Annotated in this window: 16 protein-coding genes and 2 pseudogenes; 11 read left to right on the plus strand and 7 right to left on the minus strand. The window is 62.1% G+C overall.

What is annotated here, in order from left to right; genetic code table 11:
* The 6 genes from CAK78_RS00005 to CAK78_RS00030 all read left to right on the plus strand — a co-directional run.
* The coding region (locus tag CAK78_RS00005) for a transposase (protein WP_141214091.1) at positions 1-371 on the plus strand (371 nt) is incomplete at its 5' end.
* Positions 364-468 carry a DUF4823 domain-containing protein gene (locus CAK78_RS00010; RefSeq protein ID WP_254924651.1) on the plus strand — a complete coding sequence of 35 codons (105 nt, stop codon included), beginning with the start codon at positions 364-366 and terminating at the stop codon, positions 466-468. The genes CAK78_RS00005 and CAK78_RS00010, both read left to right, overlap by 8 nt.
* Positions 469-488: 20 nt before the next feature.
* Positions 489-881, plus strand: coding sequence for an NUDIX hydrolase (locus tag CAK78_RS00015; protein WP_094695955.1), 393 nt, complete (start codon positions 489-491; stop codon positions 879-881).
* A gap of 168 nt (positions 882-1,049) precedes the next feature.
* Entirely contained in the window at positions 1,050-1,556 is a 507-nt protein-coding gene (locus CAK78_RS00020) for a GNAT family N-acetyltransferase (protein WP_094695956.1), read from the plus strand.
* A 237-nt stretch (positions 1,557-1,793) separates the two neighbouring features.
* Positions 1,794-2,912 carry a glycerol dehydrogenase gene (locus CAK78_RS00025; protein WP_094695957.1) on the plus strand — a complete coding sequence of 373 codons (1,119 nt, stop codon included), beginning with the start codon at positions 1,794-1,796 and terminating at the stop codon, positions 2,910-2,912.
* Between the two features lie 116 nt (positions 2,913-3,028).
* Positions 3,029-3,361 carry an antibiotic biosynthesis monooxygenase family protein gene (locus tag CAK78_RS00030; protein WP_094695958.1) on the plus strand — a complete coding sequence of 111 codons (333 nt, stop codon included), beginning with the start codon at positions 3,029-3,031 and terminating at the stop codon, positions 3,359-3,361.
* 173 nt (positions 3,362-3,534) lie between these two features.
* Here CAK78_RS00030 and pdxY read toward each other — a convergent pair whose 3' ends face one another.
* The 3 genes from pdxY to CAK78_RS00045 form a co-directional block, all read right to left on the minus strand.
* On the minus strand, positions 3,535-4,398 hold the full coding sequence (pdxY, locus tag CAK78_RS00035) for a pyridoxal kinase PdxY (protein ID WP_094695959.1): 864 nt from the start codon (positions 4,396-4,398) through the stop codon (positions 3,535-3,537).
* Between the two features lie 433 nt (positions 4,399-4,831).
* Positions 4,832-5,587: a DUF429 domain-containing protein gene (locus CAK78_RS00040; protein ID WP_094695960.1), complete on the minus strand. Its 756-nt coding sequence runs from the start codon at positions 5,585-5,587 to the stop codon at positions 4,832-4,834.
* Between the two features lie 78 nt (positions 5,588-5,665).
* Positions 5,666-6,229: a VC2662 family protein gene (locus CAK78_RS00045; RefSeq protein WP_094695961.1), complete on the minus strand. Its 564-nt coding sequence runs from the start codon at positions 6,227-6,229 to the stop codon at positions 5,666-5,668.
* 315 nt (positions 6,230-6,544) lie between these two features.
* Here CAK78_RS00045 and CAK78_RS00050 point away from each other — a divergent pair, with 315 nt between their 5' ends.
* The 4 genes and pseudogenes from CAK78_RS00050 (at position 6,545) to ybcJ (ending at position 9,586) form a co-directional block, all read left to right on the plus strand.
* Positions 6,545-6,895, plus strand: a complete 351-nt coding sequence (locus CAK78_RS00050; protein WP_005300428.1) for a phasin family protein — start codon at positions 6,545-6,547, stop codon at positions 6,893-6,895.
* 93 nt (positions 6,896-6,988) lie between these two features.
* Positions 6,989-8,773, plus strand: a pseudogene (locus tag CAK78_RS00055) (class I poly(R)-hydroxyalkanoic acid synthase).
* The gene (locus tag CAK78_RS00060; protein ID WP_094695962.1) at positions 8,770-9,174 is read left to right on the plus strand and encodes a MaoC family dehydratase; all 405 of its coding nucleotides are present in this window, start codon (positions 8,770-8,772) and stop codon (positions 9,172-9,174) included. Before CAK78_RS00055 ends, CAK78_RS00060 begins: the two are co-directional and overlap by 4 nt.
* Before the next feature lie 178 nt (positions 9,175-9,352).
* Positions 9,353-9,586, plus strand: coding sequence for a ribosome-associated protein YbcJ (gene ybcJ, locus CAK78_RS00065; RefSeq protein ID WP_005300419.1), 234 nt, complete (start codon positions 9,353-9,355; stop codon positions 9,584-9,586).
* A 150-nt stretch (positions 9,587-9,736) separates the two neighbouring features.
* Here the strand turns inward: ybcJ and CAK78_RS00075 are convergent, their stop codons facing one another.
* The 4 genes and pseudogenes from CAK78_RS00075 to CAK78_RS00095 all read right to left on the minus strand — a co-directional run bounded on the left by CAK78_RS00075 (position 9,737) and on the right by CAK78_RS00095 (position 16,894).
* Positions 9,737-10,210, minus strand: coding sequence for a DUF4442 domain-containing protein (locus tag CAK78_RS00075; protein WP_176452617.1), 474 nt, complete (start codon positions 10,208-10,210; stop codon positions 9,737-9,739).
* 145 nt (positions 10,211-10,355) lie between these two features.
* A complete protein-coding gene (locus CAK78_RS00080; protein ID WP_094695964.1) occupies positions 10,356-12,107 on the minus strand; it encodes an ABC transporter transmembrane domain-containing protein in 1,752 nt (583 codons plus the stop codon).
* A gap of 109 nt (positions 12,108-12,216) precedes the next feature.
* The gene (locus tag CAK78_RS00090; RefSeq protein WP_094695966.1) at positions 12,217-13,953 is read right to left on the minus strand and encodes an ABC transporter transmembrane domain-containing protein; all 1,737 of its coding nucleotides are present in this window, start codon (positions 13,951-13,953) and stop codon (positions 12,217-12,219) included.
* Positions 13,954-14,092: 139 nt separating this feature from the next.
* Positions 14,093-16,894 (minus strand): annotated as a pseudogene (locus tag CAK78_RS00095) (response regulator).
* Between the two features lie 155 nt (positions 16,895-17,049).
* On the opposite strand from CAK78_RS00095, the gene trxC reads away from it, so the two are divergent.
* Positions 17,050-17,411, plus strand: a 362-nt coding sequence (trxC, locus tag CAK78_RS00100; protein ID WP_094695967.1) for a thioredoxin TrxC, incomplete at its 3' end; no start/stop codon positions are given.

Below are 17,411 nucleotides of genomic sequence, written 5' to 3' on the forward strand. Positions count from 1 at the left end.
CCATTGCTGATTGGGCAAAACGGCATGTTGCCAGTGGTAGCGCGGTGATATCCGATGGATTGGCCTGTTTCAGGGCGGTGAAGGAGGCCAATTGTGAGCACCTGGGTGTTGTCACCGGGGGCAACCTTGACTTGCTGGATCATCCGGCATTCAACTGGGTAAACACGATGATAGGGAATGTGAAGAACTCGCTGCGGGGCAGTTGCCATACGCTCGGAGCGAAGCATTTACCGAGACATCTTGCTGAATACTGCTTCCGGTTTAATCATCGTTTTGACCTCAAAAGCATGTTGGTTGAATTGGGGCATGCAGTCGTGGCAAGCCCTCCGATGCCATATCGGCTCTTGAAGCTGGCTGAGGGTCATGGGTAATCAGGAAGGGAAAAGCAAATGGGCCACGTTTGGTGGTGATCACCCACAGGATCTGTTGCCTGAACCGACCGAGAAATACGTGAACAGTCTCTACTGATTGGCTACTGGAATATGACCATGATCGACAAACTCGCCTGGCTGACCTTCAAGGATCAGCAATTGCTCTGTGCCCGCTCCCACGGCAAGCACATCTACTACATTCCCGGCGGCAAGCGCGAAGCGGGAGAGAGCGACGAGGCGGCGCTGATGCGCGAAATCGAGGAGGAGCTGGCCGTGGCCCTCAAGCCAGAGACCCTGGCGTTTGCCTGCGAGTTCAGCGCCCAGGCCGACGGCAAGCCAGAGGGGGTCAACGTCAAGCTGCGCTGCTATACCGGCGAGGCTGACGGCACGCCCGTCGCCTCGGCGGAGATCGCCGAGCTGCGCTGGCTCGACAGCCGCCATCTGGCCGAGATCTCCCCGGTTTCCCGACTGCTGTTTGCCTGGCTGGTCGAGCAGAAGCTTATGCGCTAGGGGAAACTGCCCGGGTGGCGTGATCGGGCGCACCCGGCGAGTGGTAACGGCTTGAAATTGGCGGCGGAAACGGCGAGTCTAGCCAGTCATCCTGCCGCCAGTCCCGTTGGCGGCAGGCGCCGCGGCAGACCGGGCCGATGGCGTGAACTTCGTTGACAAGGACTCCTGATGGACATAGTTGAGGTTGATACCACCCAGGGCATCAAGCCTGCCCTCATCACTTTGCAGCAAGACAGCGTGGCCAGTGGGGCCTCGGTGGGCTTCCTGCCGCCGCTGACCGAAGAGCAGGGGCTCGTCTATTGGCAGGGCATAGAGACGGAGCTGGCCGCGGGCAGCCGCCGGCTCTGGGTCGCCTTCCTGCAACACCAGCTGGTCGGTGCGCTCCAGCTCTCGCTGTGCACCAAGGCCAATGGCCGTCACCGCGCCGAGGTGGAAAAACTGATGGTGCACAGTCTCCACCGTGGCAAGGGGGTCGGCCGTGCCCTGATGGCCAGCATGGAGCAAGGGGCCAAAGAGGCCGGCCGAACCCTGCTGGTGCTCGACACCCGGGTGGGCGATGCCGCCTCCCGCCTCTATCGCCAGCTGGGCTACCAGGAAGCGGGCCAGATCCCCGCCTTTGCCCGCAGTGCCGACGGCACCCTGGCGGCCACCCTCTTCTTCTACAAGCAGCTTTGAGCCGCGCACCACACCTCCACTGAACTGCCGCGCCCTCCCTATGGAGGGCGTGCAGTTTTCCCTGCATTTTGCCCTTCCCAAACAATCAAATCGGTCAGATTGATTAATTCCGATCCGAATACAGCCCCATTTGAGCGCCATTTTTCCTTCACCTCACGCCAGGCGAGGCGTATGGTGTGGCAGAAAGACCCGTTTGCATACCAATCGGGTGCCACTTACTGCCTTGAGGAATACTGCATGCCTATCCTGCCTCGTACCGTCACCTCCCCCAAAAAGTTCATCATCGGCCACGACCTGCTGCCCCAACTCCATGATCACGTCAAAGATTTCGGCGACAACGCCCTGCTTGTCAGCGACGAATTCATTCTGGAGCGAGTGCGGGAAGAGGCGCTGGTCGGCCTGCTGCAGGCAGGTCTGAAGGGAGCGGTCGAGAAGTTCAACTACGAATGTACCGACATCGAGATCCGCCGCCTGTGCGATTTGGCCGAACAACAGGGGGCCAACGTCATCGTCGGCATTGGTGGCGGCAAGACCCTGGACGTCGCCAAGGCGGTGGCCTTCTATCTGCGCCGCCCGGTGGTGCTGTTTCCCACCATCGCCTCCACCGATGCCCCCTGCACCGCCCTCGCGGTGATCTACAACCCGGCCGGCGAGTTCGAACGCTATCTGTTCCTGCCCCAGAACCCGGACGTGGTGATCGCCGACACCGCCATCATAGCGGCGGCTCCCGCCCGCTTCTTTGCCGCCGGCGTGGGTGATGCGCTGGCCACCTATTTCGAGGCCCGCGCCTGTTACCGGGCCGACGGCATCAATCTGGTGGGCAAGCGCCCCTCCCGCACCGGCCTCGGGCTGGCCCGGCTCTGCTACGAGTTGCTGGGGGAGAACATCGAGCTGGCGATGGATGCGGTGCGCCACCATGTCACCACCCCGGCGCTGGAGCAGACCATCGAGGCCACCATCTATCTGAGTGGCGTAGGCGCCGAGGCGGGCGGCCTGGCGGCGGCCCATGCGGTCAACAACGGCATGTCGGTGGTGCCAGATCTGCACCGGGCCCAGCACGGTGAGAAGGTGGTGTTCGGCCTGCTCACCCAGCTGGTGCTCGAGCGCGCCCCCCAGGCCGAGCTCGACGAGGTGATGCGCATCATCCGGCTGGCCGGCCTGCCCATGACCCTGCAGGAGATGGGACTGAACCAGTTTGTGGAGAGCGAGTGGCGCCAGGTGGCCAAGCTTGCCTGCGATCCCCTCGACACCATGGGCAACATGCCGATGAGCGTCAGCGAGCAGGATGTCTACCACGCCATGATCGCGGCCAATGCCATGGCCGAGCGCTACCGGGCCCGTCACCCACGCACCTGATCGGCACTCAAGTAACATCGTGATCAAACCGGCAAGGTCGGCCCCTGTGGCCGGCCTTGTCATTGCCCGTCCGACCTGCTGCAATGGCCCCTTTCCCCTTGGGACAAGGAGTCACCATGATATTGGAAGTCGCCCATCTGCAGGTCATCCCCGGTCAGGCTGCCGCCTTCGAGCAGGCATTTTCGCAGGCTCAGCGCATCATCAGCACCATGCCGGGCTACAGCGGACACCAGCTCCAGCGCTCGCTGACCGACTCCCACCGCTATCTGCTGCTGGTCAACTGGCAACGCCTCGAAGATCACACCCAGGGTTTTCGCGGCTCACCCCAATACCAGCAGTGGAAGGCCCTGCTCCATCACTTCTACGATCCCTTCCCTACGGTCGAGCACTACCGGCAGGTCACGCTGAATGAAGAAGAGTTGCGGGAACAGGCACACGGCCAGAGCTGAAGCGGATGCCCGGCGTCAGGGCCAAAGTGACGGCTGAGGCGGCATTGCCTCGTCAGGTGTGTGGCCAGATAAGCAGCGCAGAGGGGCTGTTAACTGAGAGATAAGGAAGGATGATCAGGAGGCAACGCTGAGCGCGGATCATCCGTGACCCAGCTCGCCCCCTGACGGCACGATCAGGCCAGCCGCTCGGCCCGCACCCTGATCTCGGGGGCGGCAAAGGCCTCCTGGGCCGCGATCAATTGCAGCTCGTAGGCGTCGACCTGCCAGGTGTGCAGCAGTACCGTATCCACCGCCGCGTTGGTGCGCTCGAATGCGCTGACCGCATCGTAACCCGCCTGCAGATTGGCCAGCATCAGCGCGCTGATGAGATCCCCCACGCCCACCGGCTGGCGGGCAAACTCATAGAGAGGACGAGCAATCAGATAATCCCCCTCGGGGGTGGCCAGCAGCATCTCGAAGCGGCCCGGCTCGCGGGCGGCGCGTCCAAGATGCTTGACCAGCACCATCCTCACCCCGCGTGCCAGCAGCTGATGGGCCGCGGCCCGCGTCTGCGCCAGATCGGTCAGATGGACGTCGCACAGGGTCTCCAGCTCCAGCAGATTGGGGGCCATGATGTCGGCCGCCGGCAGCGCCTTCTCGGTCAAAAAGCGGGTCACCCCAGGCGCGACTATGCACCCTTTCTCCGGGTGGCCCATCACGGGATCGCAGAAATAGATGGCGGCAGGATTGGCTGCCTTGACCGCGGCCACCACCGTCAGGATCTCGTCCCCCTGCTCCGCCGAGCCCAGATAACCGCTCAGCACCGCATCGCAGTGCCCGAGAACCTTGATATCCGAGAGCCCCATGCACAGGGCGCTGATATGCCCGGCAGGCATGGCCATCCCCTGCCAACCGGCCGCATATTGGGTATGGTTGGAGAACTGCACCGTGTTGATAGGCCATACCTCCATACCGAGACGGCGCATGGGGAATACGGCAGCGCTATTGCCGGCACAGCCGAACACCACGTGGGACTGGATAGAGAGAATGCGTTTCATCGACATCACCGCAGAGAAGAGTCAGGGGAAAGGCGCAATATATCGGATGAAGATATTGAACTTCCACTCTTGAGCAGCACAAACCCTAATTTGGTCTGCTAAAGCCTCGAGGAGACACGCGTTGTCACCCTCATCCCTCCCCCTCTTTACTGCCATGCCAAAGCCCGAGACAGTGGATGTCACCGGTGTAGTCTGAAATGGTGATATAACACTCTTGCTTGATGGCATATAAGGGTAATAAATCCGCTTTTTGTTGATCCATGCGATGGCATGCGAACAGGCAGATGGCCGGGTGCAGCCCTGCCCTCAGCAAGGCTGCAAGGCTGCAAGGCTGCAAGGCTCTGTAGTGGAAGGCGGCAACGGCATCGGCACAAGGGATGAGATCTCGGGCCGACCAAAGGCAGGATATGGCTGGTCGGCCCGATCCGGTTTATCAGGGGCGAGCGAAGTGGTAGACCCAACCCTCGTCCAAAGCCATCTCGGCGGGCGGCGCCACCAGTGCCGGCAACAGGGAGACGCTCCCCTTGGCGGCATATTGCAGCGCCATCAGGGCGCAGATGGCGGCATCGTAGCGATCGCTCCCCGCCGTCACATCGGCCGGCAGATGCGCCAGCAGCTCGGCGCGCACCGCCGATGCCTTGCCACCCACCTTGGCAAGGGCGGGATAGACCTCCAGCACGGCGCGAGCGGCCTCTGCCTGCTGCTTGGGCACCAATTGCAAGTCTGCCAACCGAGGCAGCATGGCCAGCGCCAGGGTTGCATTGTTGCCGAGCCGGTCGAAGGTGGCCGAGAGGGGTTTCTTGCCGTATTGCTCATGGAGCCAGCGTTCGCAGTCCCGATAGGCATAAGGGTTGTCTATCTCGCGCTGGGGCACGGCGCACTCGGTCGCCCTCCCCGCCAGCAGCTCGCCCAAGGCGCGAGGAAACGCCAGTGGCGCGTCTATCCCCAGCGCCAGCTGCGGGCAGGCCAGCACCTGCAGCAGGTGGATCTCGTCATGCAGTGCCGGGCGCAGCAAGGCATCCAGATCCGGCGCAACCCTCGAGCTCAGCCGAAACAGGGGCGATACGCCAAACCAGTGCAGCCGCTGTTCACGCGCCTGCCACCCCACCACGGCCACAGCCTGGGCACTGCCCTGCCAGCCTCTTACGTCCCAGCCGATGCCGATGGCATCCATGTGTTCCATTGTCATGCCAGTGTCACCTCTGCACGCTATCAATGCTGCACAGGGTAATGGCTGGCGCCCCTAAAGCAAGGCTGGCGGCGCGGCTTAGAAGGATTTCTTGAAATTGATCAGCGGCAAGATGGGGAAAACCCCGTTCTCGGCGTAGTTGGCGAGACCGATCTGCAGACCGTCCAGGTGCCTGGTGGCATTGATGAAGCCCAGCTGGAAGGTGGTGCGCTCGGCATAGTTGACGAAGCCGACGTTGGCCAGGGCATTGCCCTTGGCGATGTTGACGGCCCCCCAGTTGAGGCCCTGTACATTGTTGGTCAGGTTAACGAAGCCAAGGTTGACCCCCTTGTCCTGACCCTCGTGCCAGTTGAGTGCGTTTATCGCCACCCCGCCAAACTGGTGGCGTACCCGGCCGGCACCGAAGAAGACGCCAAGCTGCAGACCGGTGAATTGATCCACGTCGGAGAGGGCGAAGACGGGCAGATCGATCCCCTTTACCTGACCGGTGCGACCATAGAGCACAGAGGCTCTGGCCCCCTCGACCTGGTGAGACGCGGGCAGATTGACGCCAGGCAAGGAGAGCTGGACAGGGGTACTGGCGTGGGCAACGCCGCCAAGGGCAACAGACACCAGGGCAAGCAGCAGGCGGACAGGTTTCATCGGTGCATTCCTCGAGGCACAGGGAGTGCATCAGCCTACCAGCCCTGCGGCCCGGTAACGAGGCCGAAACGAGCTGGCTGCGTCACCCCTCGTCTGAATCCTGCCAATCAGACTGGACAGACCAGGAATGATATTTCGCCAAAAATTAACATTTATATTATTTACATCAAGCCTCATTTGATAACACAATGCTTAAACGTACGTTTGAACAGAGCAAACGATACGCAACGACTTGAGGATGTAGTCGCACAGTTGTAACCCAACCCGGGCCATAGGCCCTTTTGCAATACCTTCTGCCAACCACGGAGACGCGCGATGAATATGGACGTAATCAAGACCTTTACCGAGCAGATGCAAGGCTTTGCCGCCCCCCTCACCCGTTACAACCAGCTGCTGGCCAGCAACATCGAGCAGTTGACCCGGCTGCAACTGGCCTCCGCCAACGCCTATGCCGAGCTGGGGCTGAACCAGCTGCAGGCCGCCGGCAAGGTGCAGGATGCCCAGAGCCTGGCAGCCCTCGGCACCGTCCAGCTGGAGACTGCCAGCCAGCTCTCCCGCCAGATGCTGGACGACATCCAGAAGCTCAACGCCCTCGGCCAGCAGTTCAAGGACGATCTGGACGCCCTGACTGCCGACGGCATCAAAAAGAGCACGGGCAAGGCCTGATATCCCCCTGGCTGCCCGTTGCGGGCAGCCACATCTCCCCATGCTCCGTCACGACAGGCTCGCCCTGCGCCGGGGATGGGTGAAGGAGAGAACATGAGCCAATCATCTTACGGCCCGCTGTTCGAGGCCCTGGCCCACTACAACGACAAGCTGCTGGACATGGCCAAGGCGCAGACCGAGCGTACCGCCCAGGCCCTGCTGCAGACCAATCTCAATGATCTCGGCCAGGTGCTGGAACAGGGCAGCCAGCAGCCCTGGCAATTGATCAATGCCCAGATGAACTGGTGGCAGGATCAGCTCAAGCTGATGCAGCACACCCTGCTCAAAAGCGCAGGCCAGCAGAGCGAGCCGGTCATCGCCCCGGAGCGCAGCGATCGCCGCTTCAAGGCCGATGCCTGGAGCGAGCAACCCATTTATGACTACCTCAAGCAATCCTATCTGCTGACCGCCAGACACCTGCTGGACTCGGTGGATGCCCTCGAAGGGGTACCCCAGAAGAGCCGGGAGCGGCTGCGTTTCTTTACCCGCCAGTACATCAACGCCATGGCACCCAGCAACTTTCTGGCCACCAATCCGGAGCTGCTCAAGCTCACCCTGGAGTCAGACGGTCAGAATCTGGTGCGTGGGCTGACCCTGCTGGCCGAAGATCTGGAGCGCAGCGCCGATCACCTCAACATCCGCCTGACCGACGAATCCGCCTTCGAGCTGGGCCGAGATCTCGCGCTGACCCCGGGCCGGGTGGTGCAGCGCACCGAGCTGTATGAACTCATCCAGTACAGCCCGACCACGGAGACGGTGGCCAGAACGCCGGTGCTGATCGTGCCGCCCTTCATCAACAAGTACTACATCATGGACATGCGGCCCCAGAACTCCCTGGTGGCCTGGCTGGTTGCCCAGGGCCAGACGGTGTTCATGATCTCCTGGCGCAACCCGGGGCCGGCCCAGGCCGACATCGATCTCGACGACTACGTGGTAGACGGGGTCATCGCCGCGCTGGATGGCGTGGAGGCAGCCACCGGCGAGCGGGAAGTACACGGCATCGGCTACTGCATCGGCGGCACCGCCCTCTCCTTGGCCATGGGCTGGCTGGCCGCCCGGCGCCAGAAGCAGCGGGTTCGCTCCGCCACCCTGTTCACCACCCTGCTCGACTTCTCCCAGCCGGGGGAGCTTGGCATCTTCATTCACGAGCCCATCATTGCGGCACTGGAGGCCCAGAACGAGGCCAAAGGCATCATGGATGGGCGCCAGCTGGCGGTCTCCTTCAGCCTGCTGCGGTAGAACAGCCTCTACTGGAATTACTACATCGACAGCTACCTCAAGGGACAGAGCCCGGTGGCGTTCGATCTGCTGCACTGGAACAGCGACAGCACCAACGTGGCGGGCAAGACCCACAACAGCCTGCTGCGCCGGCTCTATCTGGAAAACCAGCTGGTGAAGGGGGAGCTCAAGATCCGCCACACCCGCATCGATCTCGCCAAGGTGAAGACCCCGGTGCTGCTGGTGTCGGCCATGGACGATCACATCGCCCTCTGGCAGGGCACCTGGCAGGGCATGAAGCTGTTCGGTGGCGAGCAGCGCTTCATCCTGGCCGAATCGGGCCATATCGCCGGCATCATCAATCCGCCGGACGCCAACAAGTACGGCTTCTGGCAGAACGACGCCGAAGCCGCCAGCCCCGAGGCGTGGCTCGCTGGCGCGACACACACCCCGGGTTCCTGGTGGCCGCAGATGGCAGCCTTCATCCAGAGCCGGGAAGAGGATCCCGCCCCCATCCCCGCCCGCATCCCGAGCGAAGGGCTGGAGGCGGCCCCCGGTGGCTACGTCAAGGTACGGCTCAACCCGGTCTTTGCGCCGACACCCGAGGAGGAGCCAGCATGAGCACGCTTCCCTTCGAAGTGGGCCAAAAGGCCAGCCTGATCAAGCGGTTCGGGGCGGCAGAGGTCGCGGCGTTTGCCGGACTGTCGGAGGATTTCAATCCGCTGCACCTGGATCCCGCCTTCGCCGCCACCACGCCGTTCGAGCGCCCCATCGTGCACGGCATGCTGCTGGCCAGCCTCTTCTCGGGGCTGCTGGGTCAGCAACTGCCGGGCAAGGGCACCGTTTACCTCGGTCAGAGCCTCGCCTTCAAGCAGCCGGTGTTTGTGGGGGATGAGGTGACGGCAGAGGTGGAGATCATCGCCCTGCGCAGCGACAAGCCCATCATCACCCTGGCCACCCGCATCCTGACGGCAACTGGCGCCATCGCCGTCAGCGGAGAAGCCGTGGTGAAGTTCGGCTGAAAACGGTTTGCCCCATGATCCCAGTCAGCCCGGCCACTGCCGGGCTGACTGCTATGGCGTGCGCCCCGAGAATGGTCTTGCAAGCCACTATTGCCCGCAGACAGCTTTCCTTGACGGCCCGAACTGCCTAGAATAACCGCCCTGCTGTTTCAGCCATTTATCCACGAGAGGATTTTCCATGGAGACGTTTCTGCTCGAAGGGCACCCCTTCATTGCCCTGTGTGACCTTATCAAACATCAGGGGTGGGCTGATTGTGGCGGCGCGGCCAAGGCGCTGATCGCCGACGGCCTGGTCGAGGTAAACGGTCAGGTGGAGACCCGCAAGCGCTGCAAGATAGTGGCCGGCCAGGTAGTCAACTTCAACGGCATGAAGGTAGTCGTGAAAGAGGGCGTCAGCCCCGAGATCCTCTGAGACAAACTTCATGCCACACAAGCGCTCCCCAGCACAGTGGCCGAGCCTGTGGTCAACTTCAACGGCATGAAGATGGTCGTGAAAGAAGGCGACAGCCCCGAGATCCTCTGAACCTTGCTTGAATAAGGGCGCCGACGCGCCCTTTGGCATTCAGCTGGCCTTGATGGAGAGGGTCAGCACAAAGCGCGCCATCGCCTCATCCCCGTTCAGTGACGGACAGGTGGCCACCACCTGGATGGGGCGGTTGATGCGTTGACCGCTCGCCAGCGACTCATCGATCATGGCGTCGATCTCCTCCCCGGCCGCGCAGTCAAACTGCACATCCCCCTCGGGCCGTTTCAGAAACTCCCCCTGCACATCCTTGAAGGCGAAGTGCACCTTCTTGCGCCGCAGCCGTCCCTTCTCCATCACCAGCAGACCGCCCACCAGATCGGCGCCGGTGGCCAGCGCACCGAAATACATGCTGCCCAGGTGGTTGCGGGTGCGCCAGCCGAGCGGAATGCGGATGCGCAGCGCCTTGGCGCTCATCTCTTCGATGACGGGGGCACAAAAACCGATGACGGGAATGTAGCGCCAGGCAAAGAGCCGCAGCGCCAGGTTGGCCTTCAAACGTTGCAAATCCATATGCGAACTGATCCGATGAGTTGATGTAAACAACATGTTGCCAGCATGGCCGCCGTTGAACAAGGACGCGGATCACGCTGCCGCCATTTCTCCCGCCCAAAAAAGAGGGAACCGCAATGGTTCCCTCTGCTCGTTCCTGTGGCTGTCAGGCCCGCTTCTCTTCGAGCCAGGCCCCCTGGCTCTGCATCTCGAACAGCTGGGCATAGTGGCCGCCCAGCGCCATCAGCTCGCCATGGGTGCCCCGCTCGTTCACCTGACCGCGAGAGAGCAGCAGGATCTCGTCCGCCTCGACGATGGTCGAGAGGCGGTGGGCGATGGCGATGGTGGTACGACCGCGACGTGCCGCCGCCAGCGCCGAAGAGAGGGCCAGCTCGGTCTGGGAGTCCACGCTGGCAGTCGCCTCGTCCAGAATGAGGATGCGCGGATCCCCCACCAGGGCGCGGGCAAAGGAGAGCAGCTGGCGCTGGCCGGCGGAGAGGTTCTTGCCCCCCTCCTCCATCAGGGTGTTCAAGCCCTCCGGCAGGCTCAGCACGAACTCGGCCAGTTGCACCTCGGTCAGCGCCTGCCACAGGCGTGCCTCGTCGATGCCGTCACGGCCAAGGCGCAGGTTTTCGGCCAGGGTGCCGACGAAGATAAAGGGATCCTGCTGTACCAGGCCGATGCTGCGGCGCACCGCCGAGAGCGACAGGCTCGCCATCGGGTGATCATCGAAGCGGATGGTGCCCTGATCCAGCGGGTAGAACCCCATCAGCAGGCTGATGATGGTGGACTTGCCGCTGCCGGTATGACCCACCAACGCCAGCATCTGGCCCGGTTTGGCAGTAAAGCTCACATCCCGCAGCACCTGTTGCTCGCCATCGTAGGAGAAACTCACCCGCTCAAAGCTCACCTGCCCCTTGAGCGGGCGCATCTCGCCCGCGGTGCTCTCGCGCGCTTCATCGAGCAGGGCAAAGACCCGCTCCCCCGCCACCATGGCCTGCTGCAGCTGGTTGAGCTGGTTGGTCATCTCGATCAGCGGCTCGATCATCCGCCCCAGATAGCTGATGAAGGCGTAGAGCACCCCCACCTGGATGGCGCCCTCCGCACTCAGCCCCTCGCGGGCAAACAGTGCCAACAGGCCGATCAGCACCATCATGTAGAAGAGATCGATGAGCGGACGCAGCAAAATGCCGTTGATCTTGAGGCTCTTGAGGCGCGCCGCCCAGTGCTGCTGGTTCACTTCGGCAAAGGCGTTGGCAAAGTGGCGCTCCTGCACCATGGCCTGAATGACCGGCATCCCCTGCAGCGACTCGTTGAGGCGGCTGTTGATGTCGGAGAGCAGGCTGCGGGTCGCCCGCACCACGGGCACGCTCAGTTTCTGATAGAGCCACATCACCCCACCCACCGCCGGCAGCAGGCAGGCACACACCAGCATCAGCCGCAGATCCAGCAGCGCCATGGAGATGAGGATGCCGCACAGCAGCACCACCTTCTGTACCAAGAGCCCTATCACCTGCACATAGAGGTTCATGATCGCCTCGGTGTCGTTGGTGATGCGAGAGATGAGAGAGCCGGAGCGATGCTGGTCAAAGTAGCGGGCCGGCAGCCGGATGGCGGTGGCAAACACCTGCTCGCGCAGCCGCTGCACCACCGCCTGGGCGATGCGGTTGAAACGCAGGGACTGCAGGTAGAAACCGGCCGCAGACAATACCTGCAGGCCGAGATAACCGGCGGCAATGGCCACGATGGCGGGCCACACCAGCTGGCGCGGCGCCAGATAGTCGTCGATGAACAGCTTGATGAGCAAGGGACCGGCCACTTCGGCGCCGGTGGCCAGCAGCAGGCAGATCCCGGCCTGAATGAGCCAGCGCGGGTAACGGGCACAGTACCCGAGCAGTCGCTTGATGGTCGGGTTCACAGGTACTCCTCCACGTCTTGTTTCAGCCGCTGATGATGAGGCACCAGGCCGGCATACCAGCACTCGGGCTCAGCGCCACACCGACTGAAGACGCGCTTGATGAGTGGACTCACAGGCTCTCCTCCACGTCTTGCTCGAGACGCTGATAACGGACCATGTCCGCATACCAGCCGTTGTGGGCCATCAGGGTACCGTGGCGACCCCGCTCACTGACATGGCCCTGCTCCAGCACCAAGATCTCGTCGGCCTGCTCCACCGCCGTCATCCGGTGGCTGACCAGGATCAGGGTCCGTTTGTGGGCCTTGAGGGCGTGCAGGATCTGCTGCTCGGTGTGGGCATCCACCGCCGAGAGGGCATCGTCGAGCACCAGGATGGGCGCCTCCAGCAGCAGGGCGCGGGCGATGGCGAGCCGCTGCTTCTGGCCGCCGGAGAGGGTCACCCCCTTCTCCCCCACTTCGGTCTCATAGCCCTTGGGAAAGCGGCTAATGTCGTCGTGCACGCAGGCAATACGCGCCACCCGCTCAATCTCCTCCCGGCTGGCATCGGGGCGGCCGAGAGCGATGTTGGCAGCGATGGTGGTGGAGAAGAGAAACGGCTCCTGCGGCACATAGGCAAACTGGCTGCGCAGCTCACCCAGCGCCAGTTGCGAGATGGGCACCTCCTCCATGCGGATCTCCCCCGCGGTGGGGTTGGCCAGTCGCATCAACAGCTTGAGCAGAGAACTCTTGCCCGCCCCGGTGCGCCCGACGATCCCCAGCATGCCGCCGGCTTGCAAGGTGAACTCCACCTTGCGCAGCAGGGTGCGCTGCTCGAGCTGGTAGCTGAGCGCCACGGCGCGCAGCGGAAAGGCCGATGCCAGCGCCACCGGGTGAGCCGGCTCTTCGATGTCGCGGCGCTCGGCCAGCAGGCTCTCGATCCGCGAATAGGCGGCGCTGCCGCGCTCGATGATGTTGAACAGCCAGGCGATGGCGAACATGGGCCAGATCAGCTGACCGAGGTACATGGTGAAGCTGGTGAGCTCCCCGAGGGTCAGCTCGTCACGCAGCACCAGGGCGCTGCCGCCGGCCACCGCCAGAAAGTAGGAGCAGCCGATGCACAGGTAGATCACGGGGTCGAACTTGGCATCGATGCGGGCCACCGCCATGTTGCATGCCCCCGCCTCCCGGGTCAGCTCCGCAAAGCCGCGATCTTCAAGCGACTCCACCGCGTAGGACTTGAGCACCCGTACGCCGGAGAGCGCCTCCTGGGTCTTGTTGTTGAGCCGGGAGAAAGCCCCCTGCGCCGCCTTGAACTCCTTGTAGATCTGGGTGCCGAAGCGGTTCATGAAAAACGCCATCACCGGCAGCGGCAACAGGGAGAGCAGGGTCAGCAGCCAGGAGTACTGGCTGCACATGATGGAGAGCACCAGGATCCCGACGATCATGGAGTCCACCAGGGTCAGCACCCCTTCCCCGGCGGTCATCTCCACCGCCTGGATGTCGTTGGTGGCGTGGGCCATCAGATCGCCGGTGCGGTGGCGCTGGTAAAAGTCCGGGCTCATGCGGGTGAAGTGGCCAAAGAGCCGGTTGCGCAACACATAGGCCAGCCGGTAGGAGGCACCAAACAGCATGACCCGCCACACGTAGCGCAGCAGATAGATGAGCAGGCCCAGACCGAACAAGCCGGCCAGATAACCGGTCAGGGTGGCACTGTCCAACGACCCTTTGGCGATGCCATCCACCACCCAGCCCACCACCTTGGGCGGGATCACGGTCAACAGGGCCACCATCATCAACAGCGAGATGGCGACCAGGTAACGCTGCCACTGCTCCTTGAAGAACCAGCCCAGCCTTGCAAATACGCTCACGTAGATATCCTTTGTCGCGGCAGGCCAAGGCTGCCGCCCGTCATGGAAAGCCCAATGCAATCGCCCCCGGCTGGGGGCGATACGAGGAGGTCATGATAGCCTGAAGCAGAAGGCTTGAGAATTATTGCTATTTCACTTGTTACAACAAACGATCATCGCGCTGTCCAAAGGCGCCATACGATGCTTCATGCTGCTCTCCGGTCAGCAGGAAGTGAGACACCTCCTCCCGGGTCAGACTGAAGACCTGCTGCAACTGCTCAAGATCCTGCTCGGTGAGCTCTTCCTGCTGGCGCAGTCGCCACTCCAACTCACCAGCGAGGATCTGCAGGCGGGACGCGGAAATGTTGGCGGAGACCCCCTTGAGGGTATGCAGCAACCGGCAGGCGATGTCGGGCTGCTGGCGACGCAGGGCGGAGCGGATCTCCCACAGGTCATCCTTGTGCTCAGACATGAACAGCTTGAACAGGATCTGCAGTGCCTCCTTGTCCTGCTCCAGCCGTCTGAGGGCATCATCCAGATCCAGTACCCCCATCAGATCGGGCGGCTTCACCTCCAGCGGCACCAACCGCTCGCCGCTGGCGCTCTTCACCCACTGCAACAGGTTGTTGTAGAGATCGAGCTTGCTGACCGGCTTGGTGACATAGCCGTTCATCCCCACGCCGAGGCAGCGCTCTCGGTCCCCCGGCATGGCGCTGGCCGTCAGGGCAATGATGGGCACATCGTGCTTGTCGACCATCTTGCGGATCTGGCGGGTAGCATCCAGCCCGTCCAGCACCGGCATCTGCAAGTCCATCAGGATCACGTCGAACGGCTGCTCGGCCACCCGCTCGACCGCCTCCCGGCCGTTGCCTACCACGGTCACCTGGGCATCGACCCGGCGCAGATATTCGATAATGAGCTGCTGGTTGACCCGGTTGTCCTCCGCCAGCAACACCCGGATACCTTGCAGCAGCTCGCGAAAATGCTGCTGGTCGCCCTGTACTTCGGCCTGGCGGAACTGCTGATCGTGTGAACTGCCGTTGAGCAGCTCGTCCACCTTGGCCAGCAGGGCATTTTCGGTCATCGGTTTGGGCAGAAAATGGGTCAGCCCCATGCTCTCCATCCGCCCATGCAGTCCCTCCTTGGCCCAGGCACTGGTCATCAGGATGGGCAGCCGGCGCCACTGGCTGTGTTGATACATTTCGAGGGCCAGATCCAGCCCATCCTCCTGTCCCATGCGCCAGTCGAGAATGGCCAGCCGGATATTTTGTCCCTCTTCCCGCAGCACCTGACGCGCCCGCGAGAGGCTGTTGACTGCCATCACCCTGGCCCCGGCGCGGCCCAGGATATCCTTCGCCAGGTCCAGCACCAGCTCATTGTCATCCATCACCAACACCAGCGGCTGATTTTCGAAGAAGACCCGGCGCCCTGAGACGCCATAGACCGCCTTGGTCATGGGGATCTCGAACTGGAAAACCGAGCCCGCACCCGGCTTGCTCTGTACCGTGATCCTCCCTCCCATCAGCTCCACCAGCCGCTGGGAGATATTGAGGCCAAGTCCGGAGCCGCCATATTTGCGGGTGTTGCCCGCCTCCAGCTGGGTGAAGGGCTGGAACAGCTGGGCCTGTTTCTCCTCGGCAATGCCGATACCGGTGTCGCGCACGCTGAAACGCACCTGCATGGGATGGGGGTTGACCAGGGTGATGGACACCTCCACCTCGCCCCGCTCGGTAAACTTGATGGCGTTGTTGACCAGATTGACCAGCACCTGACCGAGGCGCAGCGGGTCGCCGCGCAGAAAGTCGGGCACGGCCGGTGACTTGTTGATGATGACCTCGACATGCTTGCGTTCGGCCAGATCGGCGAACATGCCCGCCAGCGAGTCGATCTGCTCGCTGAGATCGAAGTCGATCTCCTCCAACGTCAACTTGCCGGACTCCACCTTGGTCAGGTCCAGAATGTCGTTGATGAGCAGCAGCAAGGTATCAGATGAAGATTTGATCTTGCTGAGATAATCCCGTTGCTGTTGATCCAGCTCGGTCTGCAGCGCCAGCGAGCTGAAGCCGATGATGGCGTTCATGGGGGTGCGGATCTCGTGGCTCATGTTGGCCAGAAAGTCGCTCTTGGCCTGGGCCAGCAAACCGGTCTGACGCGACAGCTCGCTCAGCTTCTGGTTGCGCCGCCACAGGGTCACCGCCACCAGTCCGAAGCAGAGCATGGCTCCCCCCAGCACCATCAGGTAGAAGCGACTCTTGAGGGAGGAGGCCTGCTCCATCTTGCTCTGTTTCCAGCGCGACAATCCCTCAAGTTCATGCATGTCGATGACCTAGTTGCGCAGCACGTGATACGCCACGACCTGATGGCTGACATCCTCGCTCAACTGGGCCAACCCGACCACTTCGGGATAGGCGGGATAGGCCGTCTTGAGACGGCGTTGCAGAGCCTGCAACTGCTGTTGCTCCCCCTTGTCCCAGCTACGTTTGAGGTAATTGCTGAGCTGGGCCAGCTCGGTCAGATCGATGGCCAGCGGAGCGTCCGCCGGCAGGGTCGCCAGCAGACCGTTCAACTGCTTTTGAAAGGGCTGCTCTATGTACTCGATCGCCATCTCCATGGAGTAAAGCTTGGCGAGATCAAGCAGATAGCTGTCGATATCGTGCAACAGCGATTGAGAGTGGGGATTGTCGGCAGCGTCGGGGTCGTTGCGCACCTGGCGTACGAAACTGTCGAGGTTGCTCGACAGCTGATTGAGACGCTGCTGTACATTGCCGTCGTTGGCCTTTTCGCGCCCCAGCAGATAGACGGTATCGGTATTGACCCGGTTGAGGATCAACTCCGCCGCCACGCTGAGCTCCGAGGCTTTCTGCTGCTGGCTGAGCAGTTGCCAGCAATAGCCGGAAAACGCCAGCAGCGATACGATGATCAGGCTAAGTACAACACGATTGACCCGTGTCACATTATTCATCCCGTCTCGATTCTCATGTCATGGCCATGCATCCACCGACATCACGTCGCTACGGGACCATTGGCTGTGAAAGATAATTGACTGCTATGTTACCGTTACTCTGCCCTGACAGTGCAATAAAGATGTTGCAGGGCTTATGCATACAGGAATCAATTATGTCATTTATCACTACCTATTGTAGCCACTGCTTCACCAGGAACCGTCTGCCCGAGGAGAAAGTGGATTCAAACGCGAAGTGTGGTCGCTGCAAGAGCGAACTGTTCGCCACCACCCCTGTCATCGGCCAGGAGCAGCAGTTCGATACCCTGATCCAGTCCGACATCCCGGTCGTGGTCGACTTCTGGGCCAGCTGGTGCGGACCATGCCTTCAATTTTCACCTGTTTTTCAACAAGTTGCTAGTGAACTTGAGCCAAAGATCCGCTTCGTCAAGGTCGATACCGAGCAACAGGCCGCCATCGCGGCCCGCTACGCCATTCGCAGCATCCCCACCCTGATGGTATTCAAGCAGGGCAAGAT

This window comes from Aeromonas sp. A35_P (genome assembly GCF_002259925.1).
GTDB classification, from domain to species: Bacteria; Pseudomonadota; Gammaproteobacteria; order Enterobacterales; family Aeromonadaceae; genus Aeromonas; species Aeromonas dhakensis.

Excerpts from the sequence above, each read along its gene's own strand:
- CAK78_RS00010 (WP_254924651.1), top strand. The coding sequence starts at position 364 with ATGGGTAATCAGGAAGGGAAAAGCAAATGGGCCACGTTTGGTGGTGAT.
- CAK78_RS00015 (WP_094695955.1), top strand. The coding sequence starts at position 489 with ATGATCGACAAACTCGCCTGGCTGACCTTCAAGGATCAGCAATTGCTC.
- CAK78_RS00020 (WP_094695956.1), top strand. The coding sequence starts at position 1,050 with ATGGACATAGTTGAGGTTGATACCACCCAGGGCATCAAGCCTGCCCTC.
- CAK78_RS00025 (WP_094695957.1), top strand. The coding sequence starts at position 1,794 with ATGCCTATCCTGCCTCGTACCGTCACCTCCCCCAAAAAGTTCATCATC.
- CAK78_RS00030 (WP_094695958.1), top strand. The coding sequence starts at position 3,029 with ATGATATTGGAAGTCGCCCATCTGCAGGTCATCCCCGGTCAGGCTGCC.
- pdxY (WP_094695959.1), bottom strand. The coding sequence starts at position 4,398 with ATGAAACGCATTCTCTCTATCCAGTCCCACGTGGTGTTCGGCTGTGCC.
- CAK78_RS00040 (WP_094695960.1), bottom strand. The coding sequence starts at position 5,587 with ATGACAATGGAACACATGGATGCCATCGGCATCGGCTGGGACGTAAGA.
- CAK78_RS00045 (WP_094695961.1), bottom strand. The coding sequence starts at position 6,229 with ATGAAACCTGTCCGCCTGCTGCTTGCCCTGGTGTCTGTTGCCCTTGGC.
- CAK78_RS00050 (WP_005300428.1), top strand. The coding sequence starts at position 6,545 with ATGAATATGGACGTAATCAAGACCTTTACCGAGCAGATGCAAGGCTTT.
- CAK78_RS00060 (WP_094695962.1), top strand. The coding sequence starts at position 8,770 with ATGAGCACGCTTCCCTTCGAAGTGGGCCAAAAGGCCAGCCTGATCAAG.
- ybcJ (WP_005300419.1), top strand. The coding sequence starts at position 9,353 with ATGGAGACGTTTCTGCTCGAAGGGCACCCCTTCATTGCCCTGTGTGAC.
- CAK78_RS00075 (WP_176452617.1), bottom strand. The coding sequence starts at position 10,210 with ATGGATTTGCAACGTTTGAAGGCCAACCTGGCGCTGCGGCTCTTTGCC.